10 protein-coding genes are annotated in these 12,771 nt (G+C 64.5%); 5 read left to right on the forward strand and 5 right to left on the reverse strand.

All coding sequences use genetic code 11. The features are described from left to right. Positions 1 to 344: 344 nt before the first annotated feature. The 3 genes from PSO31014_RS07085 to PSO31014_RS07095 all read left to right on the forward strand — a co-directional run bounded on the left by PSO31014_RS07085 (position 345) and on the right by PSO31014_RS07095 (position 7,150). The gene (locus PSO31014_RS07085; protein WP_150550961.1) at positions 345 to 2,450 is read left to right on the forward strand and encodes a hypothetical protein; all 2,106 of its coding nucleotides are present in this window, start codon (positions 345 to 347) and stop codon (positions 2,448 to 2,450) included. Between the two features lie 398 nt (positions 2,451 to 2,848). Next, positions 2,849 to 4,807 carry a hypothetical protein gene (locus PSO31014_RS22360; protein ID WP_217424909.1) on the forward strand — a complete coding sequence of 653 codons (1,959 nt, stop codon included), beginning with the start codon at positions 2,849 to 2,851 and terminating at the stop codon, positions 4,805 to 4,807. 165 nt (positions 4,808 to 4,972) lie between these two features. Then, positions 4,973 to 7,150, forward strand: coding sequence for a hypothetical protein (locus PSO31014_RS07095; RefSeq protein ID WP_150550962.1), 2,178 nt, complete (start codon positions 4,973 to 4,975; stop codon positions 7,148 to 7,150). Positions 7,151 to 7,245: 95 nt separating this feature from the next. On the opposite strand, the gene PSO31014_RS07100 is transcribed toward PSO31014_RS07095, so the two are convergent. From PSO31014_RS07100 to PSO31014_RS07115, 5 genes are all read right to left on the reverse strand, one after another. Then, positions 7,246 to 8,094: a 3-hydroxybutyryl-CoA dehydrogenase gene (locus PSO31014_RS07100; RefSeq protein ID WP_150550963.1), complete on the reverse strand. Its 849-nt coding sequence runs from the start codon at positions 8,092 to 8,094 to the stop codon at positions 7,246 to 7,248. Positions 8,095 to 8,156: 62 nt separating this feature from the next. Next, positions 8,157 to 8,330 carry a hypothetical protein gene (locus PSO31014_RS22365; protein WP_174976423.1) on the reverse strand — a complete coding sequence of 58 codons (174 nt, stop codon included), beginning with the start codon at positions 8,328 to 8,330 and terminating at the stop codon, positions 8,157 to 8,159. Between the two features lie 110 nt (positions 8,331 to 8,440). Continuing rightward, on the reverse strand, positions 8,441 to 9,481 hold the full coding sequence (locus tag PSO31014_RS07105; RefSeq protein ID WP_150550964.1) for a porin: 1,041 nt from the start codon (positions 9,479 to 9,481) through the stop codon (positions 8,441 to 8,443). Between the two features lie 463 nt (positions 9,482 to 9,944). Then, a complete protein-coding gene (locus PSO31014_RS22370; protein ID WP_174976432.1) occupies positions 9,945 to 10,226 on the reverse strand; it encodes a hypothetical protein in 282 nt (93 codons plus the stop codon). A 288-nt stretch (positions 10,227 to 10,514) separates the two neighbouring features. Further along, on the reverse strand, positions 10,515 to 11,024 hold the full coding sequence (locus tag PSO31014_RS07115) for a hypothetical protein (protein WP_150550966.1): 510 nt from the start codon (positions 11,022 to 11,024) through the stop codon (positions 10,515 to 10,517). 659 nt (positions 11,025 to 11,683) lie between these two features. On the opposite strand from PSO31014_RS07115, the gene PSO31014_RS07120 reads away from it, so the two are divergent. Next, on the forward strand, positions 11,684 to 12,145 hold the full coding sequence (locus PSO31014_RS07120; RefSeq protein ID WP_150550967.1) for a hypothetical protein: 462 nt from the start codon (positions 11,684 to 11,686) through the stop codon (positions 12,143 to 12,145). A 168-nt stretch (positions 12,146 to 12,313) separates the two neighbouring features. Then, complete coding sequence (locus PSO31014_RS07125; protein WP_150550968.1) at positions 12,314 to 12,718, forward strand: hypothetical protein; 405 nt, start codon at positions 12,314 to 12,316, stop codon at positions 12,716 to 12,718. Positions 12,719 to 12,771: the final 53 nt, after the last annotated feature.

A 12,771-nucleotide genomic window follows, 5' to 3' on the forward strand; every position in this document is an offset into this window, starting at 1 on the left:
GCTCGCGCCGAGCGCCTCATGGTCTCGGCGCGGCGCGGTACTGCGGTGCGGGCCGCGCCCCCTCCGTCTCCCCTCGCCTTGCGTCCCCCTGCTTCTCCTGCTTCTCCTGCTTCTCCTGCTTCTCCTGCTTCTCCTGCTTCTCCTGCTTCCTCCGCTTCCTCCTGTGCCGCCCCGCGGTCGCCCCTTCACGCCACGACCTCGCGGCAACGCGCCGAAATCGACAGTTCATCCGGCCGAAGCGCAAACACACCTCGGTATGCGATGGCAGTCTTCCCCCATGGCGGCCGAATCGACTTCTTGCCGACGCGTGCCCATACCTTCCCCGATCGTCAGGAGGCAACATCATGCGGTTCTCGACGCACCATCGCGCGATCCATCCCCCGCCCTGCTACGGGGCCCGCGACGCCACGCCCGCTCGTCAGACCGAGGCGCTCACTGCGCAGACCTTCCCTCACGCATTCCACAGCACACGCAATGACCGCCAGCGCTTCGGCCGCTACGCCTCGGCCTGTCACCGCGCCAGCCCGCCCGCGCCGTCGGCGACCAGCCCATGGTCGGCCGCCTTCGCCGTGCTCATGGTTGCCAATCTCATGATTCCGCCCGCACGCGCCACGCCGATGCTTCCGCGACGCTCAGACATGCGCCACGAGGAGGGAGACACGCCCGGCGACACCACCACGATCGCCCCGGACGCGCGAGAGGGATTCCCAAGCGATGTCGACCGGCATCCGCTCACCGCGCCGCTGATCAAATCGCACTACACCTTTCGTGAATTTCTCCGGGCCGTGGCCACCGCCAGCGCGCCGTTTCGGCATCTCGGCAAGACGATCGGCGACGCCTACAGCGCTGTGAGCGGCAACGAAGTGGACCCGCCAACGATCGAGACCGCGCAGCGCATCGGCAGCGTCCTGGATGTGGCGACGGGACTGATCCCGGACGTCCAACTGAGTCGACTGCCCGGCCAATTCGCCGATCTGGCCGCGGATGTGCTCGACGGCAAGCCTCCGCCATCGACGAAGCTCACCGACTTCCTGCAATACGGCGATCCGCGCGCAATGGGGCCCCACATGCCGATACAGCACGCATCGGCGCCGGCGCAACCGGTACTGTTCAGGCGTGCCCCGGTGCATGAACCGGCGTCGGCACACGGCATCGATGCGGATGCGCCGGTCGCCCCCGCGGCCGAGGGCGACGGACTCGATCCGCTGCCCTGCGCACCGCCTGAACACAGCTTGGAGATCGTAGACGCGCCAATCTCCAACGCAGAAAGTATCGGCATCGATCACGGATCGCGCATCGGAGGCGAGCACGAATTCCTTCAGGGATACGCACAATCGCTGCCGATAGCGCACGTCCCGGACGGCCCGCGTCGGCAACTGATGACAATCAACGGTCGCCACTTTCTCGGCGGGGAATCCGGCTATTACCACGTAACGCCCGGGCAGCACGCGCACGACTGGCTGATCCACGCGCCGCGCGGTACACGCGCGCAAGTGCCGGTGACCTACGACGCGCAAACCGGCGAGTGGCGCGCGGGCGCCCCGTTGCGCCTGTGCGGCGGTGGATGCGGGCCGAGCCGGGCGTCCACGCCCGACAGCGTCGCCATGAGCAAGAACGACGTCGCCGACGCGATCCGCCATATTGCGGATCACGACGTGCGGCGTGCGATACAGCAGGCGTACAGCGACCTGGCAGACTTGCACCTGATGCGAACGAACCGTGAGGACCTGCGGGCATTGCGCGACAACTCGATCATTGAGCATCGCCGCATTCTGGTCCCGCAGTTGATGCGAATCGACCCGCACTCCACGTTGTTCGAGCAACAACGCGAGGCCGCTCTGATCACGGCGATTCACTACGACAACTACTCGGAATACCCCATCCCGGACCTCAGCTCGGAAGCCTTCTGCCAGGAGAACGCGGAGATTCTCTTTCACTATCTCCTGACCCGAGGGGTTCCCAGTCACCATATCCGGATGATCACCGTGCAGCCGCAAGGTCGCCCGCAGCATGTCATGGTGCTCTATTCGGAATCGGATCAATTCATCGATCTGCTCGACCTGTCCACGCCGCAGCCGCCGGTGAAAGGCCATGTCGATGGCATCGGCAGCGATCGATTTACGGCTGCCGTGTTCCTCACGCGCGACACCACCGTGCTGCTCGACCCGTGGAGCCGAATCAAGGCATCGTCGTTCCGGCGCGCCAACGACGTCGAGGAGTTGATGGGCATGCTGGACATTTCGCTCGCGGATGCCGGCCACCGTGCCGGCAACCCCTACACGGTGTCGCTGACGCGCCCCTACCCGACGCCGCGCGAGCGTGCAGCGGCCACCAGCATGGGGAGTCCACGACGTGCCGGGCATGCGGAGAGTGTGTTGCTACGATCCGGCTCGGCTCGTCGGAACCCACCGAGTCAAGCCGCTGGCGGCGAGACAGGCACGCCGGTTTGATACCGGCCTGGGTCGCGCCCCGATGCGTTCGTACACGGCTACGGTCTTACCCGACCGCGACGGCGAAGGCACCCAACCCTCGCAGGCGCGCGCCAGCGGTCCCAATTCGCGGGCCTCGCCTTTCCGCACTCGGATAACGATGTCCCATCCCCTCGGAGGCGTTCATGCCATTGGCATCGCACTACCGCGACATGCGAGTCGCACCGGCTTACGGATTGCCTCATATGCCTCGCCATCACGGCAACAAGCGGAGTACCGCGGCAGGCTGGCCTCGCGCCTTTCGCGGTGCACACTCCACTTGTCACGACGAGACTGGCCCGTCTGCGCCCTCGCGACGTGAGCGCGCCGCAACCAGCCGGTCGTCGGAGGCAAACGTCTGGCCCGCCGCGCTCGCCATCATGCTTGTCGCCAACCTCGCAGTCCCGGCTGCCGCGCGAGTGCCCTGGCGCTCGCGTCATGCGCGCGACGGCGAGAGCACCGACACCCAACGCGCCGGAGCGTTGGATGCCGATGCGCTGCCGCCTGCCCACACCGGCGCCACGTCGGCGTCCGAAGACGTGATCATCCGAGCAGTCAGGCACTCGTCAACCGTCAAATCCGACTACAGCCTCCACGACGTCCTGAGCGCCGCGGCCAGCGCGCGCGCCCCTTTCCACTATCTATGGGAATCGGTCGGTGACACTTACGAAATCCTGAGCGGCCGGCGGATCGATCCTCAAATTCGTCGCGGCGTTCAACAAGGCGCCGATGTCCTGGACGTCGCTACCGCCGTGCTGCCCGGCGTGCGCTTGTTGCGACTCCCCGGCGATCTGGCAGACATTGCCGACGATGCACTCGAAGGCAAGCCGCCCGATCCCGGCAAGCTCGCAGGATTTCTGCAATATGCCGACCCGCGCATGATGGGTTCGGTGCCGCGCACGCACGGCGACTCACTCGCGCGGGAGAAGGGCAAAGACGTCGACGTGGCCGATGCTGTGGATGCTGTGGATGCTGTGGATGCTGTGGATGCTGGGGATGCTGGGGATGCTGGGGCGGCGGCGGATGCGGTTGAGCCGGTTGAGCCGGTCGAGCCAGTTGATGCGGTCGATGCCATTGATGCCATTGATGCCGTTGATCCGGAAAGCGTTGCGCGTGCGCCTCTGCCTCCCGCCGGGCACCGGGCGATTGCGCCTGCACCAGCGCGGCGACCTCGGATCGTCGATGAACACGCCCATCTGAATGGCTACGCCCGATCTCTGCCGGTCGATCAACGCCCAAACGGCGAGACGTCGCTCCTCGTGGTTGTGGACGGTCATCACTACCTGAGGGGCGAGGCGGGCTATTACCGGGCCAATCGCGGCATCAGCGCCGACCATTGGCTGATCGATGCGCCGCCAGGCAGCGAGCAGCGGGCACAGGTGCCGGTGACGTACGAATCGAGCACCGGCACCTGGCACGCGCACGCGCCACTGCGGCTATGCGGTGGCGGATGTGGGCCGAGTCGCCCCGACGATCCCCCCGACAGCATCGCCAACAGCGTTGAAGACATCCTCACGACGATACGCCACGTGCCCGACGCGCACGCGCAGCGGGCGATTCAGAATGCCTTCTCCGACTTGAGCGCCCTGCACTTGCGCAGAACGAATCGCGCCGATCTGCAATCCGGTCGCGACAACTCGATCGTCGCTCACCGGATCGCCCTGCGCGGCGCCATGAGAAAGCGGATTGATCCGAATGCGCCGCTGATCAAGCAACAACGGATCGCGTCCACGATCACGGCGGCGCATTACGGGTGGAGCGAGGCCGGTGAAGCGTTTTGTCAGGAAAACGCGGAGATTCTGTTTCACAGCCTGCTCGAGCATGGTATTTCACGAGATCAGATTCGCATGATCACCATCAAACCGCACAACAAGCCTTCGCATGTGGCCGTGCTCTACACGGATTCCGAGAGCTTCATCGCGCTGCTGGATCGCTCGACACCACTGCCGCCGTCTCCCCAACATCACGACGGCATCCGTTACGAGTTGTTCCAGGAAGCCGTCTTCCTGACGCGCCACTCGACGGTGCTGCTCGATCCGTGGAGCAGGACGAAAGCCGTTTCCTTTGCCAGTGCAACCAGCCAATACGACGCGGGCCGCATGATCCACCGGGCGCTCAACGATATCGGACACGTCGCCGGAACCCCTTACGTTGTCTCCGTCACGCGCCCGCTCGGCATGCACCGAGCGAACCCGATTGGTCGAGCGGGGCAGGGGAATCCGCCAAGCCCGGCCGGGCGATCCGACGCAGCGGCGTCGAGTGCCGTGAGCGCCGGCGAACGTCGTTCGTCCGCAGAGCAGCCATCCTTGCGCGCCGACGACGTCGGTTCAGCGGATTGACGGGCCTCTCACGCTCTATCACGGGGGTGAGGTTGGCGTTCATCGCGACGCCGTGCCGCGGCGTCCTTGCCTTGCATGCGTTCCCTTGTTCGTTGCCCACACCTCGCGCATGCCGCGCGTCACGGTGATCGGCTTGCTTCGCCGATCGCTCCTCTGGAGGTCTTCATGCCATTTGCTTCGCATCATCGCGCCATCCATGTCGCGCCGTGCTACGGACTGCCCCCTGCACGCCCACAGCGCGAGAACGGTCCGGGTGCCGCCGTGGGGTTGTCCCGTGCGTTTCACGGCGCGCGCTCCGGGCGCCCCGAGACAGGGCTGCCCGTCACCGGGCATCCCGGCCGCCCGCGCACCGGCCAGCCGACGCACAGCGCGGCATGGCCCGCTGCGCTCGCGATCCTGCTGGTCGCCAATCTTGCCGCTCCCGCGTCAGGTGCGGTGCCAAGGCGCGCCCGCCCCGCCGAGGGTTCCGGCGAAACAGGCGCCGACATCGACTCGTCGTTCGATCCCGAAGCGCTGCCGTCGGCCAACGCGACGGCATGGACGGCGCTCGACGACGTGGTCATCCAACCGGTGGAACGCCCGTTGATCAAGTCGGATTACACCTTCCACGACTTCCTGAAGGCGGTAGCCGCGGCACGCGCGCCGTTTCGCCACTTCGGCGAATCGGCGGGTGACGCCTACGAGATCCTGAGTGGCGAGGATGTCGATCCGCAGGTGCGGCGAAACGTTCGCCACGGCGCCGAAGTGCTGGATCTCGCGACGGGACTGCTGCCCGGCGTGCCGATGTTGCGACTGCCGGGCGAACTGGCGGACATCGCCGACGACGCACTTGAACGCAAGGCGCCCGACGCGGAAAAAATCGCCGGATTTCTTCAGTATGGCGACCCACGCGTCACCGGATCGGCGCCGCAGCGTCTCGGTGGTTCATCGTCGCCGGAGCGCTCTCCGTCGGCGTCTCAACTGGCATCCAAATCCCTGAAGCCGCGCGATGTCGACCTCATGCCCATCGACCTGATGCGCAACAGCCATGCCGCCGACGGCGCGCACGCCGTCGCGCCCGACGAAATGAGCGACGTCCATGGCGAAGATAGCAACGTTGGCGCCGACGGCACGGGAGAGGCTGGGCGCTTTTCCTTTGCGCCGCGCGTCAACGAAGGGGGCGACGTTGCCGTCCCAGGGCAGACGAAGATTTTCGGCGAAGACGACCATCTGCAAGGATACGCGCAGCCTTTGCCGGCCGATCAGATCCCCACCGGCGAACAGGCGCGCGTCGTTCTCGTCAAGGGTCAGCATTACCTGCGGGGCGAAGCCGGTTACTATCGGGCCCGGCGCGGCCTCAGTGACGATCACTGGCTGATCGATGCCCCTCAAGGCGCCGAAAGGCGTGCACAAGTGCCGGTGACATATGACGTGGGCACCGGAGAATGGCGGGCTCACGCGCCGCTGCGACTATGCGGCGGCGGATGCGGTTCGAGCCGGTTCGCTTACCCGCCCGACAGCATCGCCACAAGCTTCGACGACATTTCGCGTGCCATCCGCCACGTGCCCGACGAAAGCTCGCAGGAAGCCATTCAACTCGCGTTTGCCGAACTGAGCGAATTGCACCTGCTGCGAACCAATCGCGCCGATCTGCAACCGATTCGAGACAATTCGATCATCAATCATCGAACCGCCCTTCGCAACTCCATGAGCAAGGAAATCGACCCGACCTTGCCGTTGCCAAAACAACAGCGCATCGCGGCTGATATCACGTCAACGCATTACGAGTGGAATTCCGCAGCCGAAGCGTTCTGTCAGGAGAACGCCGAAATACTCTTCCATCGTCTGCTCACGAACGGCGTCCCGAAGGATGATATCCGCATGATCACCTTCAAGCCGCAGAATCGGCCGCCCCATGTCATGGTTATTTATACGGAGTCCGAACATTTTATCCAGTTGATGGATCGCTCTACGCCGAACCAACCGGACCCGCGATTTCGCGACGGCATCAGTCAGGAATTTTTTCGGGAAGCCGCGTACTTGACGCGCCACTCCACGTTGCTGCTGGATCCATGGAGCACCACGAAAGCCATTTCGTTCGCCGGCGCCACGTCCCGCTACGACGCCGGCCGCTTGATCAACCGGGCGCTCATCGATATCGGACATATGCCGGGCAACCCCTACACTGTGTCCCTCACGCGCCCGCTCGGCATTCACCGGCCGACCCTGAAGGGTTCGGTCGAACTGGCAAGTTCGGGGACGTCGTCAGGGCAGTCGGCGTCGGCCAGCGCGAGCCAGGACTCAAGCTGGACATCGCTGGAAACCGCGCTGTCCCAAGATACCGCGCCCGCGTCGTCAAACTGAGGCACGGGTCACACGCGCATATCCCGGATAACGTGCCTTCGCATCCGCCACCGGCGCGTCGCACGCGCCGGTGGTGCCGTCCGCTCAACCGGCCATCAATACGTGTACACGCCGCGCCCGGTCTTGCGTCCGAGGTACCCGGCGGCGACCATTTCCTTGAGCAACGGGCACGGACGGTACTTCGAGTCCGCAAATGATTCGTAGTAGACGTTCATCACGGACAGACAAACATCCAGACCGATCATGTCGGCGAGCGCCAACGGTCCGATCGGATGATTGCAGCCGAGCTTCATGCCTTCGTCGATCTCTTCGGGCGACGCCAGATGCTCGGCCAGCACGAAGAAGGCCTCATTGATCATCGGCACCAGGATCCGGTTGACGACGAAGCCCGGCGCGTTCTTCACCGTGATCGGCGACTTGCCGAGTCGGCGCGCGAGGGCATCGACACGCGCGTGCGTCGCGTCGCTCGTCTGCAAGCCGCGGATGATCTCCACGAGCGCCATCAGCGGCACCGGGTTGAAGAAGTGCATGCCGATGAATTGCGTCGGCTTGGCGACCACGGCGGCAAGCTGGGTGATCGAGATCGACGACGTGTTGGACGCGAGAATCGCACTGTCCTTCGTCGCGCCCTCGAGCTGTTTGAGAATCTTGACCTTCAGATCGAAGTTCTCTGTGGCCGCCTCGATCACGATGTCGGCGTCGGCCAGCGAGGCGTAGTCGGTTGAGGTCGTGATGCGCGCCAGGGCGGCTTGCTTGTCGGCGGCCGTGAGCTTGTCTTTTTTGATCAGGCGATCGAGGCTGCCGGCAATCGTCGCCACGCCTTTCTGTACGGCGGCATCGCTGATATCGACCATCGTCACCGGCAGCCCGGCCACCGCACAGGCCTGTGCAATGCCGTTGCCCATGGTGCCTGCGCCAATGATGCCTACGTGTTGAATCGTCATGTCGTCTCTACTCCGTTTGTGCTCGGGGGATGGCGGAAATACCGTCTTGCGCGGTGCACAAATCATAGCGCGGACCCGTCGATTCGGTGACACATGAAACCGCTCTGCGAAACGACGCTGACTTGGGCGTGTGATCTGCCGGGAGTGCTTGTGTCGGCGTCGGCTTCGGCGTCGGCATCGGCATCGGCGTCGGCATCGGCATCGGCATCGGCATCGGCATCGGCATCGGCAAACAATGACATTGCGATCGACATAACGAACGAAGGGGGCAGACGCGCCCAATCGGCGTCTGCCCCCTTCGATGATTTCCTTCAGCACGCGTATCCAGTCCGCGTGCGCCGGGACGTCAGAACTTCATGCGAACGCCGCCGCCGAAGGTATCGCCACCCGACAGCGTGCTCACCTTGTCGTTCATGTACGCGGCGTAGATGTCGGTGCGCTTCGAGAGCGGGTAGTCGTAGCCGAGCGCCCACGTCTTGCGGTTGACGTTGCTCGCGCCCGAACTCTTCGTATAAGCATACGACGCGAGCACGCTGCCGTTGCCCAGCGGCACCGACACGCCAAGCTGGCCGCCGTTCTCCGACACGCCGCCGCCGGTGATGTTGTTGCGGATGTACTGATACTGACCGAACAACTTCACGACTTGCAGGTCGTACGTCGCCCCCAGTTGCACGGCCTGCTGGCTGCGAAAGCCCGTCATGCCGGCGAGGTCGTCCGGTTGCGAATCGAACTTCACCTGCTGGTAAGCGACGGTCGCCGCAAACGGACCGTTGAAGTACAACGCCGACGCGCTCCACTTGTTCTGCCCCGTCTCACCGGCCTTGTTGCCGAACGCATACGAGACGCTGCCCGACAGCCCCTTGAAGTTCGGCGTCGTGTACATCACCGCGTTGCTCCAGCCGGAGTCGCCCACGATGCCCTGACCGGCCACGCCGATGTACGTGTGGAACACCATCGGACTGAAGGTGTACGAATCGACGAACGGGTTGAACAGGATCGTCGAGACGAAGTACGAGGTGGTGAGACGGCCGAGCGTGACCGTGCCGGCGGTGTCCGACGACAGACCGACGTACGCGTTGCGCGAGAACATCGAGTCGCCCTGGAAGCGGCCGTACTGACCGTTCTGCGGACGGAAGAAGTCTTCCAGCACGAACACGGCCTTCAGGCCACCGCCGAGATCTTCGTTACCCTTCATGCCCCAGTACGACGTCGACATGCCGCCGCCGCCCTGCGTCCAGGCGCGATCGCCGCCCGGGTTCTTGACCGCGCCCATCCAGGCGTCGACCTGACCGTACAGCGTGACGTTCGATTGTGCGAACGCCGGCGCGCTCATGCACGCGCCCAACACGAGTGCCCCGCCCAAGCCCTTGGCCATGCTCCGCTTCATTCACTTCTCCTTGGTTTATGTCTTTTGTGTGCCCGTTCCCGGTGTACATGGGAGCGGCCGGCGCCCGCTGGCGAAGCGCCTCCCTGATAAACGGCCGTGATTCTCGCACAGGCGCGCCGTGCGCAGATAGGCCGAAACGTCGAGAAAAAACGCACCACACGAAGTGGCCGGGAAATGGTGGGGAGACAAAATTCAGCCGACCATCCGCGCCAAAGTTAGTCTCGGTATAACGAAATCGATATGTCCCTTACATCAGCAAGTTAGCGATTGCTCACATTCGCCGTGATGTAGGGAAATAAAAGAGGTTCGGGACGCGTGATTGACAGACGTTGCTGGGAATGCGCGAGCGTATCCGATGTTGCACATGTGCAACGCCTGGTTCGTCCGGGGACGTTGGAGGGGAAGAGGAAAACCGGAAACGGGAACAGCAACGCCGGCGGGGAACCGCGCGTGGCAACAGGCGTCAGCGACCGCGACGGCCGCCACCGCCACCGCCACCGCCACCGCCGCGCGACCCGCGTGGCTCGCCTTGCGGCGAGTATTGGCGCTCACGCGGCTCCGCCGGGGCCGCCCAGTTCGGATAGGCCGCCTGACCACGGCCGCGATCGGCGCTGAAGCGGCTGATGTCTTCCCGCAGCGATGCCTTGTTGAAATCCAGCATGTCGCGCCCGCGCCCACCCCCTGCCCAGGCAGGATAGGCACACACAAGCAGCAACAGGAAACAGTAACGAAGTCGGGCACTCATTTGGGTTCAGCCATCGCACCCGGCCCTAAGGTGGGGCCGGTTGGCACGAGACGCGGACGGCACCGGCGGGTTGCCTGTGCGCCATACGCCTCAAGAATGACTGTACCGGGTCGGTCGAACGAGCGTCGACCGAAAAGATGTTAATGCGTGGCGCGGTCTGCAACCGTTTGTAACGGCAACATCACGGTGACGCCAGACGCGTAGCCAGCCCCGTCCGGCGGGACTGGGCGCGCCGCCCTGCCGCCGATGGCGAGACGGTATTCAACCTCGGCGACGGTAGCGTACCGCTTACTTCTCGATCTGCTTTTCGACGGACAGCGAGATTTCTCGCAAGCGCTCGCCGCGCGACGTGACCAGGTCCTGTGCCGTGACGGTGAAGTTGACCGGACGCGCATACTTCCGGCTCGCGCTCTGCCATTCGGCGGGCAAACCGGCAGCGTTTGTCGTGGTCGTGCGCAGCGTGGTCACACCCCGGGTGCAGCGCGAGACCTGCGTGGCGAATCCCTGCGCCTCGCGACGCAGATCCGTCGGCGTGATCTTCTGGTAATCCCAGACACATTCGTAAGTCGGTGCGAGCCCCTTCGCCCGGAACACCTTGCAGTCGCCACCCGGCACCGAGTAGGTCGCCTGATAGCTTTCGCCGCGGTCGTTCTTGGCCGCGAGCGGGCCGGAGATGTTGTCAAAGCCGGTCTGCGCGCTCTTGGCCAGCATGAGGATACCCTCGCACTGGTCGGCGGCGAACGCCGACTGCGCCGTGCAGAGGCAGGCAAGCAGGGTCCATCGTTGTAGAGAATTCATTGCCATCATTGGAATGTTCGGCTGAAGCCTGGCGTCGTATCGCGCGTTGACGATGCGGCAGCCGCATGCCTTGCGATCACGTCTTGAATGGTGACATTAGACCTCAAAGTCGGCGCGGACGAAACCGTGGGCACGAGGGAAATCCTGTGTCAATTCGGGCGCTTGCCTACCGAAGGGTTCGCCCGTGGCGCCCCCTCATCCGAAAAGTCGATTCGCTGACGAGCGGGCGACCTATACTCAAGGGGCAGTCAAACTGCATGGGCGCGGCCGAGAACCGGAATCGGTTCAGTGCATGACGGCAATGCCTTCCGGTGCCAAGTCTACTTGGCCCATACCATGCCGCGCCGGTACACGCGGCTGGCGACGCCCCGATGGGGCCTCAACCGGCGGCTCAGTCCGCCGGTTTTCATTGGGTCGTCGCGCGCCACCTATTCCCTGCCGCCGTCTGGAGCAAGATCGTCGGCACCTCATGCCGACGGATTAGGCGAAAGTGCGGATTTCGCCCGTTGCCTTCGTCTGCAACTATCAAATCACTAGACCAATATTCGCCGGGCACGCAACTTCGGGAAGTCGACGGAGTGTTTGTGGATACCTGTACGTCTTGGGTAATACTTGGCTTGCCGTGCGCACGCGTGGTTGTGCGTTACGCGGGGTGAACCATGGGACACCCTACGCTTCCCGGCCGTCTTCGCCCCGGCACGCCAGACCCTGACATTGCGTTGGCGCATGACCCGTCGTGCCTGATGGCGTGCGTTCGTGGTCATGGCGGCACGCTGGCCCACGTGCTCGGCGCCCTCGGCGCGTTCCGCGCCCGGCACGGTCATTGGCCCCGCCGCCTCTACCTCTACCCCGAAACCCTCGCTGCGCTAGTGCAGGATCTCAAGCCCCTGGGCTTCTACCGATGCCAGCAACGGCTCGACATCCTGACGGACCTGGAGCGCGACCTGTTCTGTGCCGACGACAGTGGCAACGTGTCGATCTACCGCATACAGGCCGCAGCGGACCTGGCAGGCATTAACGCGGCCGCCGTCTGGCTAGGACTGGCGCCACTGACGGCCGGCTACCCGGACGACCCGAACGACCCGCCACGGTCGTTGGTCACACCGAAACCGCCCCGCTGACGACGACTTCCGAACCCCGGGCGGCTGTCACGGAGATATCGCATTGCGTGGCTAGTCTGGCCTGCCGCCAAGTACCGGAACCCGCCTCTGACTGTTGGACCGCAACCGGACCCCGTCGCCTTGCGCGGGGCGATCTTACCTCCGCACCTTTTTCGTCGGAGAGATGCCATGAACCGAACCGCGATTGTTCTGGATGGTTTGATGCTGCTCTATCTCGCTGCGGCAACGGTCGTCGGCGTGCAATCGAGCGCCGCCGACGGGCACGCACTGCTCGCCAACGTGCTTGGCGTGCTCCTCGCGCTTTGCGTGCTGGCGCTGTTTGCCGCCCCGTTCTATGTCTCGCTCGTTGTGCTCGTGGCGCAATCCGAGCGTCATCTGCGGCTGGCGACGTGGCTGCATCGTGCGATGCTGGCGATCATGGTGGCGTTGACACTCGTCTCGCTGCTCGCGCGAGACACCATCGAAGTCTCCGCGCCCCTCTTCGCGCTGGTCGCGCTCGTCTGCATCGTCAATCTCGTGGCGCTCTCGCGACGGCGGAACCACTTCGAGGCCTTCCACCTCTTCGAGCATTGACCCCGCACCTCGCCGCCATGGGCCTTCCTGTCCAGCCATGGCGCGCCGTCTCA

It is taken from the genome of Pandoraea soli (assembly GCF_902459595.1).
In the GTDB taxonomy this organism is placed as follows: domain Bacteria; phylum Pseudomonadota; class Gammaproteobacteria; order Burkholderiales; family Burkholderiaceae; genus Pandoraea; species Pandoraea cepalis.

Coding starts and splice junctions, on each gene's coding strand:
- PSO31014_RS07085 (WP_150550961.1), top strand. CDS start 345: ATGCGGTTCTCGACGCACCATCGCGCGATCCATCCCCCGCCCTGCTAC.
- PSO31014_RS22360 (WP_217424909.1), top strand. CDS start 2,849: ATGCTTGTCGCCAACCTCGCAGTCCCGGCTGCCGCGCGAGTGCCCTGG.
- PSO31014_RS07095 (WP_150550962.1), top strand. CDS start 4,973: ATGCCATTTGCTTCGCATCATCGCGCCATCCATGTCGCGCCGTGCTAC.
- PSO31014_RS07100 (WP_150550963.1), bottom strand. CDS start 8,094: ATGACGATTCAACACGTAGGCATCATTGGCGCAGGCACCATGGGCAAC.
- PSO31014_RS07105 (WP_150550964.1), bottom strand. CDS start 9,481: ATGAAGCGGAGCATGGCCAAGGGCTTGGGCGGGGCACTCGTGTTGGGC.
- PSO31014_RS22370 (WP_174976432.1), bottom strand. CDS start 10,226: ATGAGTGCCCGACTTCGTTACTGTTTCCTGTTGCTGCTTGTGTGTGCC.
- PSO31014_RS07115 (WP_150550966.1), bottom strand. CDS start 11,024: ATGAATTCTCTACAACGATGGACCCTGCTTGCCTGCCTCTGCACGGCG.
- PSO31014_RS07120 (WP_150550967.1), top strand. CDS start 11,684: ATGGGACACCCTACGCTTCCCGGCCGTCTTCGCCCCGGCACGCCAGAC.
- PSO31014_RS07125 (WP_150550968.1), top strand. CDS start 12,314: ATGAACCGAACCGCGATTGTTCTGGATGGTTTGATGCTGCTCTATCTC.